Annotated in this window: 20 protein-coding genes; 6 read left to right on the top strand and 14 right to left on the bottom strand. The window is 68.6% G+C overall.

Annotated elements, in window-relative coordinates; genetic code table 11:
• Positions 1-6 precede the first annotated feature (6 nt).
• The 3 genes from ACCD06_RS29610 (at position 7) to ACCD06_RS29600 (ending at position 3,539) form a co-directional block, all read left to right on the top strand.
• Entirely contained in the window at positions 7-873 is an 867-nt protein-coding gene (locus ACCD06_RS29610) for a sugar phosphate isomerase/epimerase family protein (protein ID WP_413345572.1), read from the top strand.
• Between the two features lie 88 nt (positions 874-961).
• A complete protein-coding gene (locus tag ACCD06_RS29605; protein WP_136702066.1) occupies positions 962-1,654 on the top strand; it encodes a TetR/AcrR family transcriptional regulator in 693 nt (230 codons plus the stop codon).
• 76 nt (positions 1,655-1,730) lie between these two features.
• On the top strand, positions 1,731-3,539 hold the full coding sequence (locus tag ACCD06_RS29600; protein WP_413345569.1) for a glycoside hydrolase family 15 protein: 1,809 nt from the start codon (positions 1,731-1,733) through the stop codon (positions 3,537-3,539).
• A gap of 198 nt (positions 3,540-3,737) precedes the next feature.
• Here the strand turns inward: ACCD06_RS29600 and ACCD06_RS29595 are convergent, their stop codons facing one another.
• From ACCD06_RS29595 to ACCD06_RS29545, 11 genes are all read right to left on the bottom strand, one after another.
• Positions 3,738-4,115 (bottom strand): sensory rhodopsin transducer, encoded by a 378-nt coding sequence (locus ACCD06_RS29595; protein ID WP_413345567.1) that lies wholly within the window; start codon positions 4,113-4,115, stop codon positions 3,738-3,740.
• A 20-nt stretch (positions 4,116-4,135) separates the two neighbouring features.
• A complete protein-coding gene (locus tag ACCD06_RS29590) occupies positions 4,136-7,033 on the bottom strand; it encodes an FAD-binding and (Fe-S)-binding domain-containing protein (RefSeq protein WP_413345565.1) in 2,898 nt (965 codons plus the stop codon).
• Complete coding sequence (locus ACCD06_RS29585; protein WP_413345563.1) at positions 7,030-8,121, bottom strand: enolase C-terminal domain-like protein; 1,092 nt, start codon at positions 8,119-8,121, stop codon at positions 7,030-7,032. The genes ACCD06_RS29590 and ACCD06_RS29585 overlap by 4 nt, the downstream gene beginning before the upstream one ends.
• A gap of 170 nt (positions 8,122-8,291) precedes the next feature.
• The gene (gene adhE, locus ACCD06_RS29580; protein ID WP_413346211.1) at positions 8,292-10,955 is read right to left on the bottom strand and encodes a bifunctional acetaldehyde-CoA/alcohol dehydrogenase; all 2,664 of its coding nucleotides are present in this window, start codon (positions 10,953-10,955) and stop codon (positions 8,292-8,294) included.
• A gap of 131 nt (positions 10,956-11,086) precedes the next feature.
• The gene (locus tag ACCD06_RS29575) at positions 11,087-11,821 is read right to left on the bottom strand and encodes a helix-turn-helix domain-containing protein (RefSeq protein ID WP_413345561.1); all 735 of its coding nucleotides are present in this window, start codon (positions 11,819-11,821) and stop codon (positions 11,087-11,089) included.
• 290 nt (positions 11,822-12,111) lie between these two features.
• Positions 12,112-12,522: a response regulator transcription factor gene (locus ACCD06_RS29570; protein ID WP_109075101.1), complete on the bottom strand. Its 411-nt coding sequence runs from the start codon at positions 12,520-12,522 to the stop codon at positions 12,112-12,114.
• Positions 12,523-12,662: 140 nt separating this feature from the next.
• On the bottom strand, positions 12,663-13,361 hold the full coding sequence (locus tag ACCD06_RS29565; RefSeq protein ID WP_413345559.1) for a response regulator transcription factor: 699 nt from the start codon (positions 13,359-13,361) through the stop codon (positions 12,663-12,665).
• Complete coding sequence (locus ACCD06_RS29560) at positions 13,351-14,922, bottom strand: PAS domain S-box protein (RefSeq protein WP_413345557.1); 1,572 nt, start codon at positions 14,920-14,922, stop codon at positions 13,351-13,353. The genes ACCD06_RS29565 and ACCD06_RS29560 overlap by 11 nt, the downstream gene beginning before the upstream one ends.
• A gap of 87 nt (positions 14,923-15,009) precedes the next feature.
• Complete coding sequence (locus ACCD06_RS29555) at positions 15,010-16,086, bottom strand: UV damage endonuclease UvsE (protein ID WP_413345555.1); 1,077 nt, start codon at positions 16,084-16,086, stop codon at positions 15,010-15,012.
• Between the two features lie 95 nt (positions 16,087-16,181).
• Positions 16,182-16,856, bottom strand: a complete 675-nt coding sequence (locus ACCD06_RS29550) for a hypothetical protein (RefSeq protein ID WP_413345553.1) — start codon at positions 16,854-16,856, stop codon at positions 16,182-16,184.
• An 11-nt stretch (positions 16,857-16,867) separates the two neighbouring features.
• Positions 16,868-17,698, bottom strand: a complete 831-nt coding sequence (locus ACCD06_RS29545; protein WP_413345551.1) for a helix-turn-helix domain-containing protein — start codon at positions 17,696-17,698, stop codon at positions 16,868-16,870.
• Positions 17,699-18,423: 725 nt separating this feature from the next.
• Here ACCD06_RS29545 and ACCD06_RS29540 point away from each other — a divergent pair.
• From ACCD06_RS29540 to ACCD06_RS29530, 3 genes are all read left to right on the top strand, one after another.
• Positions 18,424-19,596 (top strand): plasmid replication protein, encoded by a 1,173-nt coding sequence (locus ACCD06_RS29540; protein ID WP_109075096.1) that lies wholly within the window; start codon positions 18,424-18,426, stop codon positions 19,594-19,596.
• A gap of 493 nt (positions 19,597-20,089) precedes the next feature.
• A complete protein-coding gene (locus tag ACCD06_RS29535; protein WP_413345549.1) occupies positions 20,090-21,406 on the top strand; it encodes a hypothetical protein in 1,317 nt (438 codons plus the stop codon).
• Positions 21,407-21,441: 35 nt separating this feature from the next.
• A complete protein-coding gene (locus ACCD06_RS29530; RefSeq protein WP_413345547.1) occupies positions 21,442-22,581 on the top strand; it encodes a TAXI family TRAP transporter solute-binding subunit in 1,140 nt (379 codons plus the stop codon).
• Positions 22,582-22,607: 26 nt separating this feature from the next.
• On the opposite strand, the gene ACCD06_RS29525 is transcribed toward ACCD06_RS29530, so the two are convergent.
• The 3 genes from ACCD06_RS29525 to xylF are packed head-to-tail and all read right to left on the bottom strand — an operon-like array spanning position 22,608 to position 25,782.
• Positions 22,608-23,411, bottom strand: coding sequence for an ATP-binding cassette domain-containing protein (locus ACCD06_RS29525; protein ID WP_413345545.1), 804 nt, complete (start codon positions 23,409-23,411; stop codon positions 22,608-22,610).
• Entirely contained in the window at positions 23,408-24,730 is a 1,323-nt protein-coding gene (locus ACCD06_RS29520; RefSeq protein ID WP_109075092.1) for a sugar ABC transporter permease, read from the bottom strand. Before ACCD06_RS29520 ends, ACCD06_RS29525 begins: the two co-directional genes overlap by 4 nt.
• Complete coding sequence (gene xylF / locus ACCD06_RS29515) at positions 24,730-25,782, bottom strand: D-xylose ABC transporter substrate-binding protein (RefSeq protein ID WP_413345542.1); 1,053 nt, start codon at positions 25,780-25,782, stop codon at positions 24,730-24,732. The genes ACCD06_RS29520 and xylF overlap by 1 nt, the downstream gene beginning before the upstream one ends.
• Between the last annotated feature and the right edge of the window lie 147 nt (positions 25,783-25,929).

The raw sequence follows: 25,929 nt of genomic DNA, 5'->3' as shown, positions 1-25,929 counted from the left end.
TTCGTGATGCGCGACTTTTCCGGAGACCATCGCTGGCTGTCGATCAACACGGCCACCGTCCGCAAACAGGGCGATCTGGTCGGGATCCTCGACGCCTGCACCCGCCGCGGCATCCGCGCCGTCTCGCCCTGGCGCGATCAGGTCGCGGCGGTGGGGCTCGACGCCACGCTGCGGGCGGTGCGGGCGGGGGAACTGGCTCTGTCCGGCTATTGCCGCGGCGGCATGTTCCCGGCCGATCCGTCCAAGGCGGCGGAGGTGCGCGACGACAACCGCCGCGCGGTGGACGAGGCGGCGGCGCTGGGTGCGGCCTGCCTGGTGCTGGTGGTCGGCGGGCTGCCGCAATATTCCCGGCCCGGTTCGGTGGTCAGCAAGGACATCGCGCTGGCCCGCGCGCAGGTGGAGGACGGCATCGCCGAGCTGCTGGACTATGCCCGCAAGGCGGGGATGCCGCTGGCGATCGAGCCGCTGCACCCGATGTATGCCGCCGACCGCGCCTGTGTGAACACGATGGCCCAGTCGCTGGACATTTGCGACCGGCTGGATCCGGAGAAGTCGGGGGCGCTGGGGGTGGCGGTCGATGTCTATCATGTCTGGTGGGACCCGGATCTGGAGGCCCAGATCCGCCGCGCCGGCAAGGAACGGCTGCTGGCCTTCCATGTCTGCGACTGGCTGGTGCCGACCACCGACCTGCTGCTGGACCGCGGCATGATGGGCGACGGCGTCATCGACATCCCGCGCATCCGCGGCTGGGTCGAGGAGTGCGGCTTCGCCGGCTATTCGGAGGTGGAGATCTTCTCGCAAAACATCTGGTGGGAGAAGCCGATGGGCGAGGTGCTGGACACCTGCATCGACCGCCACCGCAGCGTGGTTTGAAATCGCCCTGGTTTGAATTTTCTGGCCGACGCTCTACCATGGGGGGAAGACCGCCCCCTACCCCGGACCGCAGGAGCCGGCTTCCCGCATGGACAGCCTGACCGACGCACCCGACGCACCCGAACCGGTGCCGCCTTCTCCCAGCCAAAGCGCCGCGCCGGTCAAGGTGACCCGCGACCCGGAGGGCACGCGGGCGCGCATCATGGCCGCCGCGACGGAGGAGTTCGCGCGCTACGGGCTGGGCGGCGCCCGCGTCGACCGCATCGCCGAGCAGGCCGGCACCAACAAGCGCATGCTCTATTACCATGTCGGCAACAAGGAGGAGCTGTATCTGGCGGTCCTTGAGGACGCCTATGCCCACATCCGCGAGACCGAGCGCACGCTGAACCTGGACAAGCTGGCGCCACCCGAGGCCATCGCCCGGCTGATCGGCTTCACCTGGCAGTATTTCATCGACCATCCCGAATTCATGGCCCTGCTGAACACGGAGAATTTGCACCGGGCCGAATTGCTGAAGACTTCCGGTCAGGTGCAGTCGATGCACTCCCCCTTCGTGCAGATGATCGCCGACGTGCTGGCGCGCGGGGTGGACCAGGGGGTGTTCCGGGCCGGGGTCGATCCGGTGCAGCTCTACATCTCCATCGCCGGGCTGTCTTACTTCTACCTGTCCAACGTCCACACCCTGTCGGTGATCTTCGGGCGCGACCTGCTGGCCGATCCGGCGAAGGAGGAACGGCTGGCCCATATGGTGGAGCTGGTGCTGCAATCGCTGCGGCCCTGACCATCGTCCTTCCGGGAACCGGAAGCGCTGCGGCGAGTTGGAAGCTGGCGGGGGGCGCGGAAGGAAGGAAGACCGAATGGCTTCGCGGATCGAGGATTATGCCCTGCTCGGCGACTGCGAGACGGCGGCGCTGGTGTCGCGCGAGGGGTCCATCGACTGGCTGTGCTGGCCGCGCTTCGATTCCGATGCGTGCTTTGCGGCCTTGCTGGGCACGCCGGAGCATGGCCGCTGGCTGATCGCGCCGGCCGACCCGGACGCGCGGGTGACGCGGCGGTATCGCGGCGACACGCTGATCCTGGAGACCGATTTCGAGACGGCCGACGGGGCGGTGACCGTCATCGACTTCATGCCGCCACGGGACCAGGCATCGGACGTGGTGCGGATCGTCGTCGGGCGCCGGGGCCGCGTCGTCATGCGGACCGAACTGGTCATCCGCTTCGGCTATGGCTGCGCCGTGCCCTGGGTGACGCGGCTGGAAGACGGCACGCTGCGCGCCATCGCCGGGCCGGACATGCTGCATCTGCGCACCCCCGTCGAGCTGTGCGGTCGGAATCTGACCACCGTCGGCGACTTCACGGTGGAGGCCGGCGAGCGGGTGCCCTTCGTGCTGACCTACGCCCCCTCCTGCGATCCCATGCCGGCGGCGATCGATCCGGAGCAGGCGTTGTGCGACACCGGGCGGTTCTGGCAGGACTGGATCGGCCGTTGCACGTATGACGGCCCGTGGTCGGAGGCGGTGCGGCGCTCGCTGGTGACCTTGAAGGCGCTGACCTATTCGCCGACCGGCGGCATCGTCGCCGCGGCGACCGCGTCGCTGCCGGAACAGCTGGGCGGCATCCGCAACTGGGATTACCGTTATTGCTGGCTGCGGGATTCGACCTTCACGCTGCAGGCGCTGATGAACGCCGGCTATTACGACGAGGCCAACGCATGGCGCGGCTGGCTGCTGCGCGCCACCGCCGGCCATCCGGAGCAGCTGCAGATCATGTACGGGCTGGCGGGCGAGCGCCGGCTGATGGAATGGGAGGCGGACTGGCTGCCCGGCTATGAGAGCGCCCGGCCGGTGCGCATCGGCAATGCCGCATCGACGCAGCTTCAGCTCGATGTCTATGGCGAGCTGATGGATGCCCTGCATCAGGCGCGGCGCGGCGGGCTGGGCGCCAACGACACGGGCTGGCAGCTTCAGCGGTCGCTGCTGGCCCATCTGGAAACGGTTTGGGACCAGCCGGACGAGGGCATCTGGGAAACCCGTGGCGGGCGGCAGCCCTTCACCTTCTCTAAGGTGATGGCCTGGGTGGCGGTTGACCGCGCGATCAAGAGTGCCGAGCAGTTCGCCATGGACGGTCCGGTCGAGCGCTGGAAGGATCTGCGCCGGCGCATCCATCAGGATGTCTGCGCCAACGGCTATGACCGGGAAATGGGGAGTTTCGTCCAGTCCTATGGCAGCAAGCTGGTGGACGCGTCGCTGCTGCTTCTGCCGGTGGTGGGCTTCCTGCCGGCCCATGATCCGCGCATCGCCGGCACGGTGGCGGCGGTCGAGCGCCAGCTGTTGAAGGACGGCTTCGTCAAGCGGTACGACACCGGCCGGGTCGAGGACGGGCTGCCCCCCGGCGAGGGCAGTTTCCTGGCCTGCAGCTTCTGGCTGGTCGATGCCTTCGTCCTGCAAGGCCGCCGCGACGAGGCGACGGCGCTGTTCGAACGCCTGCTGGCCCTGCGCAACGACCTGGGCCTGCTGTCGGAGGAGTATGATGCGCAGGCCGGGCGGCTGGTCGGGAATTTCCCGCAGGCCTTCTCCCACATCGCGCTGATCAACTCCGCCATCAACCTGAGCCGCAACGCCCAGGCGGCCAAGCAGCGCGCCAACGGTGCGGGCGGTGGTGCGTGATCGATCTTTCAGAGGTTGTGAGTTTTTGGAGGCGCAGGAAAGGTCCCCTCTCCCCCCGGGGAGAGGGTTAGGGTGAGGGGGGCGCGCGGCGAGGATTCTCGGAATGGCCACGCGGTGCATCCCCCTCACCCCGACCCTCTCCCCGGGGGGGAGAGGGAGATCCTTCCACGGAGGACGCTGTGTAATACCCGCAGGCTTTCAGCCGGCGAAGGCGATGACGCTGAGCAGGGCGTTTTCCGCCTGCCGGCTGTCGAGGCGGGTGAGTTGCACCACCACCGGCCCATCGGCCTCGACGACCGTGGAAAAGGGCTGGCCGAGCGGGACCGGCTCGGGGTCGTCGAGCAGGTTCATGCGGACATGGTTGGTGCGGCGGGCGCCGACCTTCACCTTGTACGGCCCGGCCGGCTCGCGGTCGGTGAAGTAGAGGGTGATGCGCACCTCCACCTCGCGGTCGCCGGTGTTGAGGATCGACAGCCCTTCGTGGCTGGCCAGTTCGGGTTCGGGGCCGTGGCTCCAGGACGGGATGTAGTTGTCGGCAATGGCCCAGCGGGTGTGTCCGATCGGTGCCTTGGCCATGTGGGTCTCCTGGGTCTGGGTCATTTGCCGGCGGGTTGGTGTGATGTGCGGCGGCGCAGGGCGTCGCGCAAGACCTCGGCCAGGGTCAGCGGGTGCCGGCCGGTCAGCTGCTCCACCTGCTCGCGGCAGGAGAAGCCGTCGGCGATCAGCAGGGTGTCGGGGGGTGCCTGCCGCAACGTGGCGCCGAGCCCCTGGTCGAAGATCGCCAGCGACACCGGGTACTTGTCCTCCTCGTAGCCGAAAGCGCCGGCCATGCCGCAGCAGCCGTCGTCGAGGATGCGGGCGTCGAGGCCGCTCTTGCGGATCTGCGCCGCATCGCAGGCCATGCCGAACACCGCCTTGTGGTGGCAGTGCCCATGCACCAGCGCCAGGCCGGACAGCTTGGGCGGGTCGAAGTGGGCCACCTTTTCCAGAAATTCGGCCAGCAGCATGCTACGGCTGGAGAGGCGTTTCGCCTCCGGATCATCGGGGAACAGGTTGGGCAGTTCGTCGCGGAACACCGACAGGCAGCTCGGCTCGACGCCGACGACATAGGCGCCGGCGTCCAGCTCGCGCCGCAGGCCGGCCATGGTCTGCTTCAGCGTGCGCTTGGCGTCGTCCAGCCGGCCGAAATCGTAATAGGGCCGGCCGCAGCACAGGTTCGTACGCGGGATGGTGACCGCATAGCCGGCGGCGTCCAGCACCTCGGCGGCGGCGAACAGCGGCTCCGGCGTGAAATGGTTGTTGAAGCTGTCGGTCCACAGCACCACCGGCGGCCGGCCGCGGTCCGGCCCGGGCTTCCAGGAGCGGCGGAAGGTCTTCGCGGCGAAGGTCGGGACCGGGCGCTGCGGCGCGATGCCCGCCGCCGCGCGCGACAGCCGGCCGAACACCGGCGTCTGGGTGGCGAGGTTGGGCGCCCACCACACCGGCGCCAGCAGGCGCGCCCAGCGATGGATCAGCCCCATGCTCCAGGCCGTCCGCGGGCGGGGGCGGTGCTGGTAATGGTGGTGCAGGAACTCCGCCTTGTAGGTCGCCATGTCGACATTGACCGGACAGTCGGCCTTGCAGCCCTTGCAGCCCAGGCACAGGTGCAGTGCGTCGTGGATCGCCTCGTCGCGCCAGCCGTCGCGGATGGGGTCGCCCTGCAGCATCTCCTGCAGCAGACGGGCCCGGCCACGGGTCGAATGCCGCTCTTCCCGCGTGGCGCGGAAGCTGGGGCACATGGTGCCGCCCTCGTGCCGCCGGCATTTGCCGACGCCGACGCAGCGCAGCAGGGCGTGGGTGAGCGAGCCGCCGTCCTCCGGATAGGTGAAGACGCCGTCGAGATGCGGCGGCTTGAAGCGCGGGCCGAGGCGAAGCTGTTGGTCCGCCGCATAGGGATGCACGACCTTGTGCGGGTTCATGCGGTTGTCCGGATCCCAGATCGCCTTGAACTCGGCGAAGGCCTGCACGAGGTCGTCGCCGAACATGATCGGCAGCAGTTCCGCCCGCGCCTGCCCGTCGCCATGCTCGCCGGACAGGGTGCCGCCATGGCGCACCACCAGATGGGCGGCGTCGTTCAGGAAGCGGCGGAAGGTGTCCACCTCCTGTTGGGTGTGCAGGCCGAAGCCGACGCGGCAATGGATCAGCCCGTCGCCGAAATGGCCGTAAAGCGCCGGCTTGTAGCCGTAATCGTCGTAGAGCTTCAGCAGGTCGCGCATGTAGGCGCCGAGATTTTCGGGCGCCACCGCGGAATCCTCCCAGCCCGGCCAGGTATCGTGCTTCTGCCCCGGCACCCAGGCGGTGGCGCCGAGGCCGGATTCACGCACCTTCCACAGCCGTTCCTGCTCGTGATCATCGGTGACGAGGCGCATGTCGTGGACATGCGGCCGGCCACGCAGATGGTCCTCCAGGCGGCGGGCCTTGGCGGCGGCCTCGTCCGGGCTGTCGCCGCCGAACTCGATGAACAGCCAGGACGGTCCGTCGGGCAGAAGCTTGAGGTCGTCCACATGCAGGTGCTTCTTGCGCATGAAATCGGTCAGGCGCTCGTCCACCCCTTCGATGGCGTCGGGGCCGAAGCCGCGGACGTCGCAGACCACGTCGGCGGCGTGGCAGACGCTTTCGAAGCCGACGACCAGAACCACCTTGGCGGGCGGATCGGGGATCAGGTTCAGCGTGGCGCGCAGGATCGTGACGCAGGTGCCCTCGCTGCCGACCAGGGCGCGGGCGAGGTTGAAGCGGCCGTCCTCATCGGGCAGCAGCGAGTCGAGGTTGAAGCCGGAGACGCGGCGCGGGATCTTCGGATAGATGCGGCGGATCTCGCCGGCATAGCAGTCGCGCAGGGCCTTCAGCTTGGCGTGGATTTCGCCCTTGCGGCCACCCTCGGCGATGATGCGGTCCAGCTCCTCCTCGGTTGTCCAGCCGACGGTCAGGCGCAGCCCGTCATAGGTGACGATGTCCATGCTCTCGACATTGTGGCTGGTCACCCCGGCGACGACGGAATGCGGCCCGGCGGAGTTGTTGCCGATCATGCCGCCGATGGAGTTGTGGTCGTGCGTCGACGGGTCGGGCCCGAAGCGCAGCCCATGCGGCCGGCAGCGCTTCTGCATCTCGTCCAGCACGATCCCGGGCTCGACGGTGGCGAGGCGGCGGTCGAGGTCGATGGCGAGGAAGCCGTTGCAGTATTTGGAACTGTCGATGATGACCGTGTAGTTGGTGGTCTGTCCGGCCAGCGCCGTCCCGCCTCCGCGATGGGTGATCGGGGCGCCGAAGTCGTGGCAGACCCGCACCGCCTCGGCCAGAGCCTCCACGTCGAAGGGCACGACGAGGCCGATGGGCACCTCCCGGTAATTGGAGGAGTCGGTGGCGTAGAGCGCGCGGTCGCCGTCGTCGAAACGGATTTCGCCGTTCACGCGGCTTTTCAGGGCGGCGACCAGCGCCGGCACGTCGATGCTGCTCATCTGCGGAACCTCTCGGCGTCGGCCCGTTTCAGCTCGATGCCCAGGCCGGGGCGGCTCCGGTCCGGCGTCAGCATGCCGGCCACCGGGGTGATCGCGCCGTCGAACAGCATGGTTTCGATGCGGGCATGGTCGTGGAAATACTCGATGTTCTTCAGCGGCCGGCAGGCGCAGCCGACCTGGGCGTGCAGCGTTGGGGCGGTATGCGCGGAGAGCGGCACGGTGAAGGACTCGGCCAGCGCGGCGGCGGCGAGGAAGCCGGTGACGCCGCAGCGGGTGGCGTCGGCCTGCAGCACATCCACCGCGCCGGCCTGCAGCATGCGGCGGAAGTAAATCGGGGTGTAGCCGTACTCGCCGGCGGCGATCATCATGCCGGGCGGAGCACGATCGCGCAGCAGGCGCAGGCCCTCCAGATCATCCGACGACACCGGTTCCTCGAACCAGCCGACCCGCTGTTCGGCAAAGCGCCCGGCCTGGGCCAGCGCCAGCTTGCGGTCATAGGCGCCGTTGGCGTCGACATAGAGGTCGGTGGCGGGACCGATGGCGCTGCGCACCAGCGCCACCCGCCGGACATCCAGCGCGGCGTCGCGGCCGACCTTCATCTTGACGGCGGGCAGACCGTCCTGCGCCCAGCCCGCAAGCTGTTCGACCAGCGTGTCGTCGGAATAGGAGGTGAAGCCGCCGCTGCCATAGGCCGGCGTGCCGTCGCGGGCGCGGCCAAGCAGGTCGGCGACCGGCCGGTCCAGCAGCTTGCCCTTGAGGTCCCACAGCGCCGCATCCACCGCGGCGATCGCCATGGCGGCGATGCCGGGCCGACCGAGATTGCGCACCGCATCGGTCATGGCGATCCAAGCGCGGTTGATGTCGACGGCGTCGAGACCCCGCAGCCGCCCGGCCAGCAGGCCGGCGACGAGCTGCGCCGCCGGGCGGTCGGCGTAGCCGTAGCCGATCCCCTGGCGGCCGCCCGCCTGTGCGGTGACCACGACCAGCGTGGTGTGGTCCCAGTCCAGGGTGCCGTCGGCCTCCGGCCGGTCGGTCGGGACCGTGAACGCCTCGACGCCGATTTCGTCTATGGGGGCCTGCGGGCGCATCGTCGACCTCGGGGTGGTGCCGGCGGATCGGGTGCCGGGCTGGCGGGTCAACTCACCGGATGCGATCGGGTTCCCAATCACCCGAACGCAAAGGGGGACCGCCCTGCCGGGAGCCTGCGCTCCCGACCCGACGGTCCCCCGATGCTTGGCAACTGTGACGACGTGGTCTGTTATTCGGCGGCGGTCTTGGCCTGGCCGACGACGCTCAGCGCCGCCGTACGGTCGCCGTCCGCCTCGACATAGGCGCGGCCGTAGTAGCTGTCGATCAGCAGTTGTTTGATCTCGGCAACCAGTGGATAGCGCGGGTTGGCGCCGGTGCACTGGTCATCGAACGCCGCCTCGGCAATCGCATCGACCCGCGCCAGGAACGCCGCCTCCGGCACCCCCGCCGCCTGGATCGAGGCCGGGATCTCCAGCGCCCGCTTCATCTCCTCGACCCAGCCGATCAGCTTCTCCACCCGCTCATGGTCGCGGCTGCCGCCGAGGTCCAGATGCCGGGCGATCTGCGCATAGCGCGCCACGCCCTTGGGACGGTCGTACTGGCTGAAGGCCGTCTGCTTGGTCGGGATGTCCGCCGCATTGTAGCGGATCACGTTGGCGATCAGCAGGGCGTTGGCGATGCCGTGCGGGATGTGGAACTCCGCACCCAGCTTGTGCGCCATCGAATGGCAGACGCCGAGGAAGGCGTTGGCAAAGGCGATGCCAGCCAGCGTCGCCGCGTTGTGGACCAGCTCCCGCGCCTTCGGGTCGTGTGCCCCGTTGCGGTAGGCCGAGGGCAGGTTCTCCTTCAGGAGCTTCAGCGCCTGGAGGGCCTGGCCGTCGGTATACTCGTTCGCCACCACCGAGACGTAGGCCTCCAGCGCGTGGGTCACCGCGTCGATGCCGCCCGCCGCCGTCAGGCCCTTGGGCATGTCCATGACGAGGTTGGCATCGACGATCGCAAGCGTCGGCGTCAGTTCATAGTCGGCGATCGGGTATTTGGTCCCAGTGCGCTCGTCGGTCACCACGGCGAAGGGCGTGACCTCGGACCCCGTGCCGGACGTGGTCGGCACCGCCACCAGCTGCGCCTTCACGCCCAGCTTGGGGAAGGTGTAGATGCGCTTGCGGATGTCCATGAAGCGCAGGGCGAGGTCCTCGAACGCCACCTCGGGCGCCTCGTACATCACCCAGATGATCTTGGCCGCATCCATCGGCGAGCCGCCGCCCAGCGCCAGGATCACATCGGGCTGGAACGCGTTGGCGAGCGCCACGCCCTTGCGCACCACCGCCAGCGTCGGGTCGGCGCTGACCTCGAAGAAGGTCTCGACCTCCAGCCCCAGCGACTTCAGCACGCGGACGCTGTCGTTGACATGGCCGTTCTCGAACAGGAAGCGGTCGGTGACGATCAGGCAACGCTTCTTGCCGCGCAGTTCCTCAAGGGCGAAGGGCAGGCAGCCGCGGCGGAAGTAGATCGACTTGGGCAGCTTGTGCCACAGCATGTTCTCCGCCCTCTTCGCCACCGTCTTCTTGTTGATCAGGTGCTGCGGCCCGACATTCTCCGAAATCGAGTTGCCGCCCCACGACCCGCAGCCCAGCGTCAGCGAGGGCGCGAGGCGGAAGTTGTAGAGGTCGCCGATGCCGCCATGGGACGACGGCGTGTTGATCAGGATGCGGGCGGTCTTCATCTTGTCGCCGAAATGGCGGATGCGCTCGGCCTGCTGGTCCTGGTCGGTGTAGAGGGCGGAGGTGTGGCCGATGCCGCCGAGTGCGACCAGCGCCGCGGCCTTGTCGCAGGCCTCGATGAAGTCCTTGGCGCGGTAGAGCGCCAGGGTGGGGGAGAGCTTCTCGTGGGCGAAGGGTTCGCTGTCGTCGATGTCTGTGACCTCGGCGATCAGCACCTTGGTGGCGTGCGGGACGGTCAGGCCGGCCATGGCGGCGATGGCGTGAGCCGGCTGGCCGACGATGTCGGCGTTGAGGTGGCCGTCGGTCAGCAGCACCTTGCGCACGGCGTCGGCCTCGCGGGCCGACAGGATGTAGCCGCCATGATGGGCGAAGCGGTCGCGCACGGCGTCATAGACGGCATCGACCACCACCGCCGACTGTTCGGACGCGCAGACCACGCCGTTGTCGAAGGTCTTGGACATCAGGATGGAGGCGACGGCGCGCTTGATGTCGGCGAACTCGTCGATGACGGCAGGCGTGTTGCCGGCGCCGACGCCGATGGCGGGCTTGCCCGACGAATAGGCGGCCTTGACCATGCCCGGCCCGCCGGTGGCGAGGATCAGGTTGATGTCCGGGTGGTGCATGACGGCGTTGGAGAGTTCAAGCGAGGGCTCGTCGATCCAGCCGATGATGTCGTCGGGCGCGCCGGCCTCGACCGCGGCGGCGAGCACCAGGCGGGCGGCTTCGCAGGTCGATTTGCGGGCGCGGGGATGGGGGGAGAGGACCAGGCCGTTGCGGGTCTTCAGCGCGATCAGCGCCTTGAAGATGGCGGTGGAGGTCGGGTTGGTGGTGGGGACGATGCCGCAGATCAGGCCGACGGGCTCGGCGATGGTGAGGATGCCGGCGTCGTTGTCTTCCGACAGGACGCCGCAGGTCTTGTCGTCCTTGTACTTGTTGTAGATGTATTCGGCGGCGAAGTGGTTCTTGATGACCTTGTCCTCCATCACGCCCATGCCGGTCTCCGCCACCGCCATCTTGGCGAGCGGGATGCGGGCGTTGGCGGCGGCCAAGGCGGCGCTGCGGAAGATCAGGTCGACCTTCTCCTGCGGGTAGTCGGCGAAGCGCGCCTGCGCCGCCTTCACCCGCGCGATCAGGGCGTTCAGGTCGGAAAGGGTCGTGATGGTCATGGTCATCATCCACTTGCTGTCCAGGCACTTGCTGTCCGGGGGCGCCGTTCGGGCGCGCCGCGGCGCTCCGGCCCCCTCCAGAGATCATCTGAAGCGTCCGGTGCGCGGCCAGGATTTTGAAAAGAAGCAGTTGGGGGTCAGAAGCAGCTGGCGAGGTCGGCCAGGGCGTCGCGGTCCAGCAGTTCCAGCTTGCCGCCGACGAGGATGCGGATCAGGCGGGTCGACTTCAGCTTGGTCAGGGTGCGCGACACGGTTTCGGTGGTCAGGCCCAGATGGTCGGCGATGTCGCTGCGGCCCATCGGCAGGTCGATGATGCGCTCATCTCCTCCGCCAAGGGCCTTGCGGTCGCTGAGGCGCAGCAGGAAGGTGGCGACCTTTTCGCAAGCCGTCTTGCGGCCGAGCAGAACCATCTGGTCCTGCGCCGCCATCAGCTCGGACGTGGTCGCCGACAGCAGCTTGCGGGCGAAGGCCGGCTGGGCATCCATCAGGGCGTCCAGCTCCAGCCGCGGGATGCGCTGGATGGTGGTCGTCGTCACGGTTTCGGCGGTGTAGAGATACTGGGCGGCGAAGGCCAGACCCATCATGTCGCCGGCCTGCAGGAAGCCGATGATCTGGCGCCGGCCGTCGGGCAGCATCTTGTAGAGGCGGACCATGCCGCTCATCACGCGGAACACCGAACCGGCGTCGTCGCCTTCGCTGAACAGCGTGGTTTCGCGCTCGTGGACCTTGGCATGGCCCAGGCCGGCGAGCGGGTCGGCGGGGTTGCGCTGGATGGCCTCCAGGGCGGAGGTCGGGGACATCGCCAGGGCGGAGACCAGGTAACCAGGAACGGCGCGGTTGGCGTGGGCGGCAATGGCGGCGTGCGTGGACATGGTGACCTCGGCCTTGACGGTGCGATGCGGTCCGGTTCGTTCCGGGGTGCATCCGATGACCAGAAGCTAGCCGTCCCCCGCGGTGCTGTTTAGTTCGGTGATGTACCTAAGGATGTTTGCGTACGTAAGTGTACCTACGTAGGGGACCGTACGGGGTCCAGGAAGGATCCCCTCTCCCCCCCGGGGAGAGGGTTAGGGTGAGGGGGGTGCGAGGCGAGGATTCTTGGGATAGCCACGCGGTGCATCCCCCTCACCCCGACCCTCTCCCCGGGGGGGAGAGGGAGATTCTCTCAGGCGGCGGCGGCCGACGGCATCAGGCCGTTCAGCATGTCGATCAGCTGGTCCTCGTCGAACGGCTTCTCCAGCACGGCGACGACGCCGGCCTCCTTGGCGCGGGCGAAGGTCGCGGGATCGCCGCGGCCGGACACCATGATGACCGGCATTCCGTGCAGGTCGCCGCGATGGCGCTCCAGGAACTCCAGCCCGCTCATCACCGGCATGTGCAGGTCGAGAACGACGCAGCCCTGCGGGTTTCCGTCATAGTGGTCGAGGAATTCCCGGCAGGAGGAGAAGTCCCGCACATCGAAGGAGAAGGCTTCCAGCAGGGCCTTCAGGGAGTCGCGGACCGGCTCATCGTCGTCGACGATGTGGACGATCCCGGCCCCGGGGCCCCTGCCCGGCCCGTTGTCCAAATGATCCATGACGGCCTCCGAACTTCCATGCAGATACAACAGCGCCGACGATGCGGCGCGTCATGGAAGATAAAATGTGGCAGGGGGTGCCGATATACGGACCATTGCGTATGCGGCGCGCTTTTGATGCAGATCAGGCTTGACGGAGATCACAGGCCGCCGGGAACCACGCCGGCGGAGATCGCCATGCGCACCAGGGTGGGCAGGCTGTCGGCCTGCATCTTCTCCATCACCCGCGCGCGGTGGATTTCCACGGTGCGCGGGCTGATCGACAGCTCGAAGGCGATGACCTTGTTCGACTTGCCGGCCACCAGCCAGCGCAGAACGTCATGTTCCCGCGGCGTCAGGGCGGACAGGCGGGCCAGCACCTCCGGCGATGCGGAGGCGGCGGGGGGCGGCGCCGGCTGTTCCGGGGCTGCGGCAGGCGGGGCTGCGGCCGGCACCCTGCTTTCCGCCGCACGGGCCAGGGCGGAGCGGACGGCGGCGAGCAGCGACTCCTCCTCGAAGGGCTTTTCGACGAAATCGACCGCCCCGGCCTTCATGGCGCGCACGGCGAGCGGCACGTCGCCATGGCCGGTCATCACCACCACCGGGATGGCGCGGCCGTCGCGGGCCAGCCGTTCCTGAACGTCGAGGCCGCTCATCTGCGGCATGCGGACGTCGACCAGCAGGCAGCCCGGCCGCGACGGGGCGTCGGACTCCAGGAAAGCCAGCGGGGTGGAGAAGCTTTCCGCCTGGAAGCCGGCGCATTCCAGAAGGATCTGGAGGGAATCGCGGATGGCGTCGTCGTCGTCGACGATGAAGACGGTGAGGTCGGCGGACATGTCGGACACGGCATCAGCTGGCATCGTCGGCATCCGACGTTGATAGGGGAACGGTGAACGCGAAGCTGGCGCCGGTCGCCGGCGGTTCGGCCGGCGGCTCCAGCCACAGGCGTCCGCCATGCGCCTCGATGATCGACCGGCAGATCGACAGGCCCAGCCCCATGCCGCTGCTCTTGGTGGTGACGAAGGGCTGGAACAGCTGGGCGCGCACCGTTTCCGGCACGCCGGGACCGGTGTCGAGGACGGCGACGCGGCGGAAGGCGGCATCGTCCGGATCGGGGCCGGTGCGGACGGTCAGCACGCGCTGGTCGATCTGTGCTCCGCCCATGGATTCGATGGCGTTGCGGACGAGGTTGAGGATCACCTGCTGGACCTGCACCTTGTCGATCAGCACCTGCGGGTCGGCGGCGTCGAAGTCGAAGCGCACATGCAGGCCCCGCTCCTTGGCGCCGACCAATGCCAGCGCGCTCGCCTCCTCCACCACCTTGTTGAGGGATTCGACGGAGCGGTGGGTCTGGCCCTTTTCGATGAAGCTGCGCAAATGGCGGATGATCTGGCCGGCGCGGGTGGCCTGGGCGCTGGCCTTGTCGACCATGTCCATCGCCTTGGTCACCGTTTCCGGACGCTCCATCAGCCGCTTGGCGGCCTTGGCATAGTTGATGACGGCGGTCAGCGGCTGGTTCAGCTCATGGGCCAGCGTCGAGGCCATCTGGCCCATGGCGCTGACCCGGCTGACATGCAGAAGCTCCGACTGCAGTTCCTGCAACCGCCGTTCGGTGGCCTGCCGTTCGGTCAGGTCGCGGACGAAGCCGGTGAAGCAGCGCCGTCCGGCAAGCAGCACCTCCCCCACCGCCAGCTCCATCGGGAAAACCGATCCGTCGCGGCGCTGGCCGGAGACGATGCGGCCGATGCCGATGATCCGCCGCTCCCCCGTCCGCTCGTAGCGCTCCAGGTAGCCGTCATGCTGCTCGCGGTAGGGCGAGGGCATCAGCATGTTGATGTTGCGGCCGATCACCTCCGCCGCCGTCCAGCCGAACAGCCGTTCGGCCGCCGGGCTGAAGGATTCGATCAGTCCCTTCTCGTCGATGACGATGATGGCCTCCGGCACCGTCTGGAGGATGGAGGTCAGCCGCGCCTCGCGCTCGCGCAGCGCCGTCTGCGCCTGTTTGGCGGCGGTCAGGTCGCGGATGATGCCGATATAGACGGGGACGCCGTCCTGCGCCGCCTCGCCGATCGACAGGTCCATGGGGAAGCAGGAGCCGTCCTTGCGCTGGCCGGTCACCTCGCGGCCGATGCCGATGATCCGCCGCTCTCCGGTGCGGTGGTAGCGTTCCAGATAGCCGTCATGCTCCTCCCGATAGGGGGAGGGCATCAGCATGTTGACGTTGCGGCCGACCACCTCCGCCGTGGTCCAGCCGAACAGGCGTTCGCAGGCCGGGTTGAAGGACGTGATCCGGCCGCGGGCGTCGATGATGACGACCCCGTCGGGCACGGTGTCCAGCATCGCCTGCAACTGCGACAGGGCACCCCGGTTGTCTTCCCGGTCACCGGGCCGGTTATCGAGCCCGTTATTGTTGCTGGCCACGTCTCACCCTCGACCTCTCATCCCTCTTCAGTCACAGAGTAGTTGAGTGCAACCGTTGGTCAAGACCGCCAATCAGGGGGCTGGCGATCAGGGGAGCCCGCCTGTGGCGGCGACCACGGCGCCGCTGCGCAGGGCGTCCTGCTCCAGGTCGTCGACGGCGAGGTTCTTCGCCTTGGCCTCCACCTCGAAATCGGCCCAGGTGAGGTGGTCGGCCACCAGCCGGTTGACGGCGTGGTTCCACATGCGCTGGGAATGGGCGCGCAGATCCTTGGTCGTCAGCCCGCGCGCCGCCAGCGCGGCATAGTCCGGCAGGCTGTCGGCCGGCCAGTCCGGCAGCAGATCCTCGCGCGACACGCTGATATGGGCGACCGGCCGCACCCCGCGCCAGGAGCCGATCACGGTGGCGATTCGCGGATCGTCGGGGCGCAGATACTCGCCCTGGCTGCGGACCCAATGATGGTGGAGGTCGAGCACGATGGGAACCGCGTCGGCCAGCGGCAGCAGATCGTCCAGGCCGAAGGACATCTCGTCGTTCTCGACGGTCAGCAGGTTGCGGGCATCCTCCGACAGCAGGGCAAGGCCGCGGCGGAAGCCGGCGGTCCCCTCCCCGCGCCCGCCGCCATGGATGTTGACGTGGGAGCCCCGCGGGTGCCAGCCGCCGGCCAGACCCATCATCCGCAGGATGTCGGCATGGTATTCCAGCTCCGCCACCGAATTGGCGAGGGTGGCGGGGTTGGCGCTGTTCAGCACGCAATACTGGTCCGGATGCAGCCCGATGCGGATGTCCGCCTCCATCGCCTTGCGGCCGGCATGCTCCAGCCCGCTCCGCACCAGCGCCTGGACGCCGGGCTGCTGGTAGAGCGGTCGCCCGACCTCATGGGTGTAGGCCGGCAGCAGGCCGCTGTTGACGCGCAGCAGGCGGCGGTAGGCCGGATGGCGGGCGACCTCGTCCAGCTGCAGGTGCAGGGCGTGGAGATTGCGGCGCAGCACCTCCGTCAGCTTTTCCTCAGCGCGGGCGGGGCTCAGCTTGCTCAGCGTCGCGATGGTGACGGTGCCGGGATTCATGCGCTTGGCAAGGGCGGCGTCGCCATCGGGCGGGACAAACTGGCAGCACCAGCCGAAACGGGCGGCGGACGGGGGCGGCAGGGAGGAGCTGTCGGACATCGGACGGCATCAGGAAGCGGACGGGCCGCTTAATATGGACCGCAGATACCGGGCTTCCACTGCGGCTTCCACCGCGAGGCCGGGCGCAGGCGGCATCACCCCATGCGGCGCAGCGCTCCCGTCGCCAATACCCTCGGATCCGGGGTGGCCGCCTCGCGCGGGGCGGCGTCGGCGAGCACTTGCAGCCGGTCGGCCAGGGCGCGTTCCGGGGCGCAGATCTCCTCGCACAGGGCGCGCATCTCGGCGATGGAAGGCCGCCATTTGCGGCTGCGGCGCCAGTTGCGGGCGGCGGCGTCGATCACCCAGGCCGGGTATTCGCCGAGATCGTCGGCCCAGTCGAGCGCCATCATCCGCTCCACCTCCGGAGACAGGCCCTTGGCCGGGAAATGGCTGAGCAGGGTCAGCACGCGGCCGAGCAGATGGTCGCTGTCGGCCGGGGCCAGCACGGTGGCGGACAGTTCCTCCAGCGTCTGGCGGGCGAGCGCCGCCTGGGCGGCGGTGACGCCGGCGGGGGGAGACCACTGCTCGATCATGCCGTCGAAGCCGTCCTCGCCGAAGCGCGGTCGGCGGTCGGTGCGGCCCCGGGCCAGAAGCTCCTGAAGCGGCGGCGGCAGCGCGGCGGTCAGCCGGATCCGGCGCTGCGGAGCGGGCAGAGCCGGGTCGAAGGCGGCGGCCGGCGCGGCGGGGCTGTGTGCGCGTGGCAGGGCGGTGATGGTGGCGCTGCCAGAGGGGGAGTTTCCAGCGCGGGCGCTTGCGGGTCTTGCGGTCATCGGCTTTCCCTTCATGACCAGGAGGGGGTGGAGCGCTGGCGCAGTTCGGCGGCGGCGGCGCTCCAGGCGGTGAGACGCTGTTCGGCGGCGGTGGCGGAGGGACGGCCCGGCGCTGTTATCGGCGAGCGGTCGCGGGACACCGGCGCCTTGCCGACGGCGGCGTCCTGCGACAGCCACGCCCTCCAGGCCGAGGAGATGTCGCGGTAGCGGTAGCCGTGGGCGCGGCAGCGCAGGATGAAGCCCTCGACATGGCGGCCCAGGTCGATGTCGGCATGGCGGGCCTTGGCCCAGGCGAGGTCGGCGGCGGTCGGCATCCAGTCCTCCGGAACCGGCTGGGGCCGTGCTTGCGTGTCCGTGTGCTCGCCCGAAGCGTGCGAGTCCGGAATCTGTTTGGAATGGACCTGTTCCTGACTCGCCGGCGGACAGGGGCTGTTTGTGGCCGAGTCATCCCTATCGTTCATACGGACAGGCCTGTCGGCGGCCGGAACAGGGCGGGCGGCGTCCGGCAATTCCGCATCCGCCGGGGTGAAGCGCAAGCGGTAGAGGCAGGACAGACGGGCGCCGTCACGGCCGCGGCGATGCTCGATGCCGACCAGCCCGAGGTCGCTCAATCCCTGGAGGATGCGGTTGATCGTGGGGCGCGACCGCTTCAGCTTGGCGGCGAGGGTCGATTGCGACGGCCAGCACAGGCCGTCCTCGTCGGCGAAGGTGGCCAGCGCCGCCAGAACGGCGAACCCATCGGCGTCGAGGCCGGGGTGGTCGAGCCACCATGCCGGAATCCGGCCCCATCTGCGATGGTCGAGGGGGTGGCCGTCCGTCGGGTGTGGTGTCGGGTGCGACATGGGAAACTCCGCAAAGCATTGGAACCGGCTGGCGTCCGGATGGAATGGTCCAGCTGGACGGCCGGTGAACTTGCCGGGAGGATTCCGCCGGTCGGCGTGGACGTCGAATCGCGGGCAAATGGGACCGAGTCCGGTGTGTCCCCTTCGCTCGCAGCTGTGTCCCAACAGCCCGCGCCTGTGTCGCCCTTGGTCGCGAAGCGGTCCCATTTGGCCGCGGCAGGCCTGCGAATCGGATTCGATCCCGTTTGCCCGCGTTTTGTGGGGGCGCGTTGTCCTGCTTGCTCGCGGTTGGGCGAGCGGATAATCGCGTGGGCTCGCGGGACGGCGAAGGGATTCGGTCCCATTTGCCCGCGTTTGCGCCGGTGGCCACAGCTTTTGCGGTCAGGCTTGTGTCCCGAATGCTCGCATTTTGGAGTCCGCTGCGGTTCGGGCTGTCCCATTTGCCCGCGTTTCGGCGTGGCGGCGGAGGAATGGGGCCGCCCGAGTCTGTGTCCCATATGCCCGCGCTTTGCCGTTCTGCTGCCGATTCCGGGGAATGGGTGTGGATCCGGGGCTACCGGGTGGCGGCGATCCGGGCAAAGTGCGGGCATTCGGGACACAGACGCGGGCAATTCCTACACAAGCGCGGCCAAACGGGACACAGGGCTTGGCGGTGATTCGGACCCGCCGGTTGCGTCCGTCCGACGCCAGCCCCTATCGTGGCGGTTGGCGAGGAGGGATGAGCCATGAGCAAGGCGAACGCGGTCCAGCTGACTCTGTTCGAGATGGAGGACCGCAGTCAGTCCCATATGATCGCGCTTTACGACACGGCGCCGCGATTCGTGTTCGTGTCGAAGGGCCGCGGGACCGAGCCGGAGCTGCCGGCCGCCAATGCGTTCGTCCAGTCGGTGCACAAGGAGTTCCCCTTCAAGGACGCCCTGTTCTCGCTGACCCTGCAGCCCGCCCGCATCTACCGCCCGGCCAAGCCCGGCCCCGGCGACGATCCGGCCGACAAGCGCATGGTCGAATACGAGGTGTTCCCGTCGGAGCGCGAGCAGATCGTCGAGCAGGTGGTCCGCCGCCTCGCCATGGACCGCTCGCGCCTGTCGCTGATGGGCGACAAGCAGGACCGGGTGCGCGTGCATTTCTCGCTGTACGAGATCCGGCGGGAACTGCGGGCGGTCAACCGCACCATGGACACGGCGGAGATCCGCGAGGCGCTGGAGATCCTGGCCCGTACCCGCATGATCATCAGCAAGGTGCCGGAGAACGGCCGCAAGTCGGCGCGGCCCGTCCTGGAATCCTCGGTCTTCCCCACCCTCTACATCCGTCCGCGCACCGGCGAGGGCGGCGAGGACGACGAGAACGACACCTATCTGGAGTTCAACGCGCTGGTCGCCTCGGCCATCCGCAACCTGGAATTCAAGCCGATCTCCTACCAGTGGATCATGCGGCTGAAGAGCCCGGTGGCGCGCTGGCTCTACAACCGGCTGTCCATCGAGTATGGCGACCTCGACCTGACGCGGATGCCCGACGGCGTGCCGCCGATGATCCTGTCGGCCGACGACATCATCAACAACAGCGGCATGAACGAGTGGAGCCGGCGGCGCGACACGCTGCGCACCGTGACATTGGCCGTGGATTCGCTGGTGGAGGAGGGAATCCTCGACCATGTCGAGAAGACGGTGTCGAAGGATGGCCGGCGCATCAACGACATCGAATACATCATGATGCCGAGCAAGAAGTTCCTGGATCAGGTGCGCCGCGGCAACGACGTGCAGGAGGCGAACGCCGCCACCTACCGCGCCCTGGCCGGCAGCGACGAGCGCCCGCGGGAGTTCCTGCCGATCACCCCCGGCCAGAGCGTCGAGATCCGCCGCCGCCGCGGCAGCCTGCTGGGCGCCCAGGGCGAAGGGTGATCTGTCAAAGCATTCCGGATTGAAGCCGTCCCGCCGGTTCGCGTCAGGACCGCTGAGGCGGATCTGCGCGATGTCGGCACCCCGTTCCGGCAATCGCCCGGCCCGGCCGGCATGGGTGCCGCCCGATCGGTTCCGGATTTGGATCTAAGGAAGTAATCCACCCTTTGCCGTAAAGCGGGAAATGCCCTCTACGGGATGGTTGTTTTTCCCCCGCTACATCTTAAAATAAAACGACCTTAAAGCGGTCGGTAAGATAATAAAGAATTCGAAACAACTGACGGCGTAAAACATCGCCGCATATCTTTCAAAAGTCCCGAAATTCGGTCCGGCTGCAAGGCTGGTCTTGAGGGATTTTGTCTGGGAGGATGCCGCCATGCGCGAGATGCGGTCCGGTTTTCTGCGCCCTTTCCTGCATCGTGCCGATTTGCGGCGCGGTTTTCAGCATGGTGACGCCAGACCGCGGAGTCCGGGCTCCTTACGCCCCTGTCTGGCCGTGCTGACGGTCCTGGCGCTGCCGGTGCAACTGGACGGCGTTTCCTGGCGGTCGGGCGTGCTGCTTGCCGGAATGGCGCAGGGGGAGGATGGCCGGGAGGAGGGCGGCGCGGACAGCACGCTGGATTCCTGGCTCGTCGTGCGCGAAAAGCCGCCGGCCATTGCCCAGCCAGCCACCGCCCCGCCGGCGGATGCCATCGCCACGCGCACGATGGTGATCCCGAAACGGGAAGAGGCCAAAGGAGCCGGGACCAAGGGCGACGGAGCGGAGACCGACTGGCGGCTGATGCCGTTCGTTGCCGCCCAGGCCTCCGCCAGCGGGACGGGGCAGCCGATCCTGCTGTCCATCGCCGTCACCGCCCCCTATGGCCAGCCGAACCCGCAGCATGAAGCGATCACCTATGTGCTGATCGACAATCTGCCGGCGAAGGCCCGTCTTTCGAATGGCGAGAGGGGCGCGGACGGCGCGTGGAAGGTGCAGTTGGAAGGGCTGCCCGACCTGACCTTGACCCTGCCGCCGGAAAGCTCCGATCCGGTGACACTGCGCATCACGGCGGTGACCGACCATGGCGGCGGCGTGGTCGCCAAACAGGCGGTGACCCTGGCGATCCCGGTCTCCCAAGCGGTCGCCGCCGCCGAATCGTCGGTGCCGGACACGCCGCCGGCGCATGGGGGCTCGTCCCCGACCATGGAGCAGGCCATGGCGGCGACCGGTCCGGATACGGGGCCGGTGGGATCGGGAAGCGCCGCGTCACCGTCGCCGCAGGAACCGCCGCCAAGCGAAGCCGTGGCGAGCAAGGCCACCCCTGATCCGGCACCCGTCGAATCGCCGGATCGGGAGATTGACGCCGTCCCCGAAGTGACCGTGCAGGCCGCTGTTCAGGAGGCTGTCGCCGCGCCGCCGGTGCCGGAACCGCCGGTCACCACCGCCGCCCTTCCGGCCGCGCCGGTGGTGACCGCCCCGCCCTCCCCCTCGCCGCAGCAGCGCGAGGTGGCGGTGCAGCGCCCGCCCAAGCTGCCGTCCGGCATTCCCGAAGCGGCGTTGATGAAGCGGGGCGACGACCTGTTCGCCCAGGGCGATCTGGCGGGGGCGCGGCTCTATTACGAGATGCTGGCCGCGACCGGCAATGCGAAGGCCGCCTTCGCGCTCGGCCGCACCCACGATCCGCTGGTCCATGAGCGGCTGCATGTCCGCGGGCTTCCGCCCGATCCGGAGCAGGCGGCCTCCTGGTACCGGCGGGCGGTCGCCGCCGGCAGCGGCGACGCCGAACAGCAATTGAAGAAACTGACCGACTGGCTCGCCGGCAAGTCCAGATAGCCGGGCGCAGGCGGAGCCATCGAGGGGGGAGCATCATGAAGGCATCGGTCGCCCATAGTCTTCTTTTTGGCCGTATTCTTCTTTTGGGCCGCATGCTTGCGTTGGGAGCATGCATCGCCGGAAGCGCGATGGCGGGCGCCGGCACGGCATTGGCCGCCGATGCGCGCGGCGTCAACGCCAACAGCGGTACCGTCGGCATCGTGTCTGGCGGCGTCGAGGGGACCTATGTGCGCATCGCCGCCGATCTGGCATCGGTGCTGGACGACGGCGACACGCTGCGCGTCCTGCCGATGCTGGGCAAGGGGTCGGTCCAGAACCTGAAGGACATCGTGCTGCTGAAGGGGATCGACGTCGGCATCGTGCAGTCGGACGTTCTCGCCTATGCCAAGCGCGAAAGGCTTCTGCCCAATCTCGACCGGCGGATCAAATACATCGCCAAGCTCTATAACGAGGAAATGCACATCCTCGCCGGCCCTGGGGTGACGCGGATCGAGGATCTGGCAGGCCGCAAGGTCAATGTCGACGTGCAGGGAAGCGGGACCAGCATGACGGCTTCGCTGGTCTTCGACATGCTGGGCATCAAGGTGGAACCGCAGGCGGACGACCAAGCCCTGGCCCTGGAAAAGCTGCGCCGGGGCGAGATCGCGGCGATGGCCTATGTCGCCGGCAAGCCGACCCGGCTGTTCCGCGACCTGAAAGGGAATGACGGGCTGCATTTCCTGTCGATCCCGATGAGCGCCGCCCTGCTCGACACCTATCTGCCGTCGCGGCTGACCAGCACCGACTATGAGGGGCTGGTCAAGCCCGGCGAAGAGGTGGACACGGTGGCGGTCGGCGCGGTGATGGCGGTCTATGGCTGGGACCGCGACGTGGACCGCCACCGCAAGGTCGCCCGCTTCGTCGACGCCTTCTTCAGCAAGTTCGACGAGTTCCTGAAGCCGCCGCGCCATCCGAAATGGAAGGAGGTCAATCTGGCAGCGGACGTGCCCGGCTGGACCCGCTTCGAGCCGGCCGAGCAATGGCTGCGTCAGGCGTCGGCAGCGAAGGAGCCGCAGACCGCCGCCGCGAGGAAGGAGGAGTTCCGCAGCTTCGTCGAACAGCGCGGGGTGCCGCCCCAGCAGGCGGAAAAGCTGTTCGAGCAGTTCCTGCTGTGGCAGGCGCGGTCGCCGCAATAGGGGGGAGCCGCGCCGGCGCCCGGGGGTCAGGCCGCCGCCCCCGGTCCGGGCACCGCGCCCGGCGGGCATTTGCCGAGGATGATCATCCCCAGCACCTCGTCCTTGGTCACATCCGACACGCGGGCAGTGCCGACCAGCTTGCCGTTCTTCATCACATGGATGCGGTCGGCCAGATCGAACACGTCGTGGATGTCGTGGGAGATCAGGAAGATGCCGATGCCCTCCTGCTTCAGCTGCTTCACCAGCTCGCCCACCTGCTGGGTTTCGGCGGGACCCAATGCCGCGGTCGGCTCGTCCATGATGAGGACGCGGGCGTCGAAATGGATGGCGCGGGCGATGGCGACCGACTGGCGCTGGCCGCCGGACAGCGCCTTGACCGGTTCCTTGAAGCGGCGGAAGTGCGGGTTCAGGCGGCCCATCACCTTGCGCGCCTCCGCCTCCATCGCGTGGTCGTCCAGCGTGCCCCAGGGGGTCAGCTTCTCGCGGCCGAGGAAGATGTTGGCGGCGGCGTCGACATTGTCGGCCAGCGCCAGCGTCTGGTAGATCGTCTCGATGCCGCAGCGCTTGGCGTCGCGCGGGCTGGAGATCTGGACCGGCTCGCCGTTCACCCGGATCTCGCCATGGTCGGCGGCATAGGCGCCGGACAGGATCTTGATGAGCGTCGATTTGCCGGCGCCGTTGTGGCCGAGCAGCCCGACCACCTCGCCGGGATAGAGGTCGATGCTGACGCCGTCCACCGCCTTGATGCCGCCGAAGGCGATGGAGACATCGCGCATCTCCACCAGCGGGCGTGTCGCGGCCTGGGGTTCCGCCATGGCAAGGCCGATCATTTCATCCCCCTGCGATAGAGCGTGTCGATATAGACCGCGGCGACCAGCACGACGCCGACGACGATGTTCTGCATCGGCGCGTCCACCCCCAGCAGCACCATGCCGGACTGCAGCGACTGCATCACCATGGCGCCGAGCATCGCCCCCAGGATGGTGCCGACGCCGCCGGCCATCGAGGTGCCGCCGATGATCGCCGCGGCGATGACATACAGCTCGTCCAGCGTGCCGTTGGCGTTGGTGGCGGCGTTCAGCCGGGCGGTGGCGATGCAGGCGGACAGGCCGCACAGCGCCCCCATCAGGCCGAACACCATCACCAGAACCCGTTTGGTGTTGATGCCCGACAGCTCCGCCGCCTCCGGATTGCCGCCGAGTGCGAAGACATAGCGGCCGAAGCGGGTGCGCCGCGACAGGAAGGTCACCGCCACGCCGACCGCCAGCGCGATCAGCACCGGGATGGCGAAGCCGTGGGCGACGACCGGCAGGGTGCCGTCGGTGGCGAGACCCTGCGCCTCCATCATCCGGCGCACCACCGGCATCGGCAGGGGATAGGCGTTGACCACCAGCACGGCGCCGGTGATCGCGGCGGCGACCAGCAGGATCACCACCCCCTCCGCCCACAGCGGCCGGACGGGGAAACCGAAGCCGGCCCGGCGACGCCGCGTCATCACGATGGCGGCGACCGACAGCAGGATGGCGGCGATGCCGACCGCCCAACTGGGACCGGCACCGATGGCGCCGTCGAAGCCGCCGCCCAGCCGCTTGAACAGCCCGTCCATCGGCGCCACCGTCTGGCCGGTCGTCACCCACCATGCGGCGCCGCGCCAGACCAGCAGCCCGCCCAGCGTGACGATGAAGGACGACACGCCGAGATAGGCGATGACGGCACCCTGCAGCGCCCCCACCGCCCCGCCGACGGCGATCGCCGCCAGCACCGCCACCACCCAGGTCAGCGGATTGTCGAAGCCCCAGATCTCCGGCAGGACGCGGGCCTGGAGCACGCCGACCACCATGCCGGTGAAGCCCAGGATCGAGCCCACCGACAGGTCGATGTTGCGGGTGACGATGACCAGCACCATGCCCGTCGCCATCACGGCGACGGACGCGGTCTGCACCGACAGGTTCCACAGGTTGCGCGGGGTCAGGAAGGCGCCGCCGGTCAGGATGTCGAAGCCGATCCAGACGACGGCGAGCGCCCCGATCATCCCGACCATGCGGGTGTCCAGCTCCAGCGCGCGCAGGGCGTCGCCGATGCCGGCCCGCCGTCCGGCCGGCGCCTCCGAGGAGGACGACGCCGGGGACAGGGAGGACGGCTCCGCCATCAGTTGCAGGCCTTGACGCTGCCGGGCTTCACGCCCTGGCAGACCACGTCCTTGGTCACCCAGCCGGCGTCGATCACCTGGCCGAGGTTGTCCTTGGTGATGGCGATCGGGGTGAGGAACAGCGAGGTCATCTTCTGCTTCTTCGGACCGCCGTCGAAGCTGGTGGCACCGGCGATGTCGGTCATCTTCTTGCCGCCGGCCAGTTCCATGGCGATTTCGGCGGCGCGGCGGCCGAGTTCGCGGGCGTCCTTCCACACCGAGACCGTCTGGGTGCCGAGCGCGATGCGGTTCAGCGCCGCCTTGTCGCCGTCCTGGCCCGACACCGGCACGGTCCCGGCCAAGCCCTGCGCCGCCAGCGCGGCGACGGCGCCACCCGCCGTGCCGTCGTTGGAAGCGACCACGGCATCGACCTTGTTGCCGGTCTTGGTCAGGATCTGCTCCATGTTCTGCTGGGCGATGGCGGGCAGCCATTTGTCGGTATAGGCCTCGCCGACATTCTTCACGTCGCCGCGGTCGATGGCGGATTTCAGCACCTCCATCTGGCCGGCGAACAGGAAGTCGGCGTTGGGATCGGTGGAGCTGCCCTTGATGAAGGCGTAGTTACCCTTGGGCTTCAGCGCGAAGACGCTGCGGGCCTGGAGGCGGCCGACCTCCTTGTTGTCGAAGGTGATGTAGAAGGCGGACGGGATCTCGATCAGGCGGTCATAGCCGACGACCGGGATGCCTTCGGCGGCGGCCTTCTCCACCGCCGGGCGGATGGCGTCGCTGTCCTGCGCCAGGATGATCAGCGCGTTGGCGCCGCGCGAGATCAGCGATTCGATGTCGGAGAGCTGCTTGGCCGGCGAGGATTGGGCGTCGGCCGACAGGTAGGTGCCGCCGGCCTTCTCGATGACGGCCTTGATCGCGGCCTCGTCGGTCTTCCAGCGCTCTTCCTGGAAGTTGGACCAGGAGACGCCGACGGTGGTGCCGGCGGCGAGCGCGGCGGTGGCGGTCATGGTGGTGGCCAGCGTCAGGAACAGGCCGGCCATGGTGGCGGTGAGGCGGTGCTTCATCGTGTTTCCTCCCTGTGTGGCCGTCCTGGGGCGGCGGCCTTGTTGATGGACGAGAAGTCTGCCAACTCCCCCTCTCCCCCCCGGGGAGAGGGTCGGGGTGAGGGGGATGCATTGGGTGAATTTGGTGGAGAACGGGGACTGCGCGAT

This window comes from Azospirillum sp. CT11-132 (genome assembly GCF_047302835.1).
Lineage (GTDB): Bacteria > Pseudomonadota > Alphaproteobacteria > Azospirillales > Azospirillaceae > Azospirillum.
Note: the sequence above shows the minus strand (reverse complement) of the source record. Positions and strands in the feature narration are given on the sequence as shown.

Coding starts and splice junctions, on each gene's coding strand:
- ACCD06_RS29610 (WP_413345572.1), top strand. CDS start 7: ATGCGCGACTTTTCCGGAGACCATCGCTGGCTGTCGATCAACACGGCC.
- ACCD06_RS29605 (WP_136702066.1), top strand. CDS start 962: ATGGACAGCCTGACCGACGCACCCGACGCACCCGAACCGGTGCCGCCT.
- ACCD06_RS29600 (WP_413345569.1), top strand. CDS start 1,731: ATGGCTTCGCGGATCGAGGATTATGCCCTGCTCGGCGACTGCGAGACG.
- ACCD06_RS29595 (WP_413345567.1), bottom strand. CDS start 4,115: ATGGCCAAGGCACCGATCGGACACACCCGCTGGGCCATTGCCGACAAC.
- ACCD06_RS29590 (WP_413345565.1), bottom strand. CDS start 7,033: ATGAGCAGCATCGACGTGCCGGCGCTGGTCGCCGCCCTGAAAAGCCGC.
- ACCD06_RS29585 (WP_413345563.1), bottom strand. CDS start 8,121: ATGCGCCCGCAGGCCCCCATAGACGAAATCGGCGTCGAGGCGTTCACG.
- adhE (WP_413346211.1), bottom strand. CDS start 10,955: ATGACCATGACCATCACGACCCTTTCCGACCTGAACGCCCTGATCGCG.
- ACCD06_RS29575 (WP_413345561.1), bottom strand. CDS start 11,821: ATGTCCACGCACGCCGCCATTGCCGCCCACGCCAACCGCGCCGTTCCT.
- ACCD06_RS29570 (WP_109075101.1), bottom strand. CDS start 12,522: ATGGATCATTTGGACAACGGGCCGGGCAGGGGCCCCGGGGCCGGGATC.
- ACCD06_RS29565 (WP_413345559.1), bottom strand. CDS start 13,361: ATGCCAGCTGATGCCGTGTCCGACATGTCCGCCGACCTCACCGTCTTC.
- ACCD06_RS29555 (WP_413345555.1), bottom strand. CDS start 16,086: ATGTCCGACAGCTCCTCCCTGCCGCCCCCGTCCGCCGCCCGTTTCGGC.
- ACCD06_RS29550 (WP_413345553.1), bottom strand. CDS start 16,856: ATGACCGCAAGACCCGCAAGCGCCCGCGCTGGAAACTCCCCCTCTGGC.
- ACCD06_RS29545 (WP_413345551.1), bottom strand. CDS start 17,698: ATGTCGCACCCGACACCACACCCGACGGACGGCCACCCCCTCGACCAT.
- ACCD06_RS29540 (WP_109075096.1), top strand. CDS start 18,424: ATGAGCAAGGCGAACGCGGTCCAGCTGACTCTGTTCGAGATGGAGGAC.
- ACCD06_RS29530 (WP_413345547.1), top strand. CDS start 21,442: ATGAAGGCATCGGTCGCCCATAGTCTTCTTTTTGGCCGTATTCTTCTT.
- ACCD06_RS29525 (WP_413345545.1), bottom strand. CDS start 23,411: ATGATCGGCCTTGCCATGGCGGAACCCCAGGCCGCGACACGCCCGCTG.
- ACCD06_RS29520 (WP_109075092.1), bottom strand. CDS start 24,730: ATGGCGGAGCCGTCCTCCCTGTCCCCGGCGTCGTCCTCCTCGGAGGCG.
- xylF (WP_413345542.1), bottom strand. CDS start 25,782: ATGAAGCACCGCCTCACCGCCACCATGGCCGGCCTGTTCCTGACGCTG.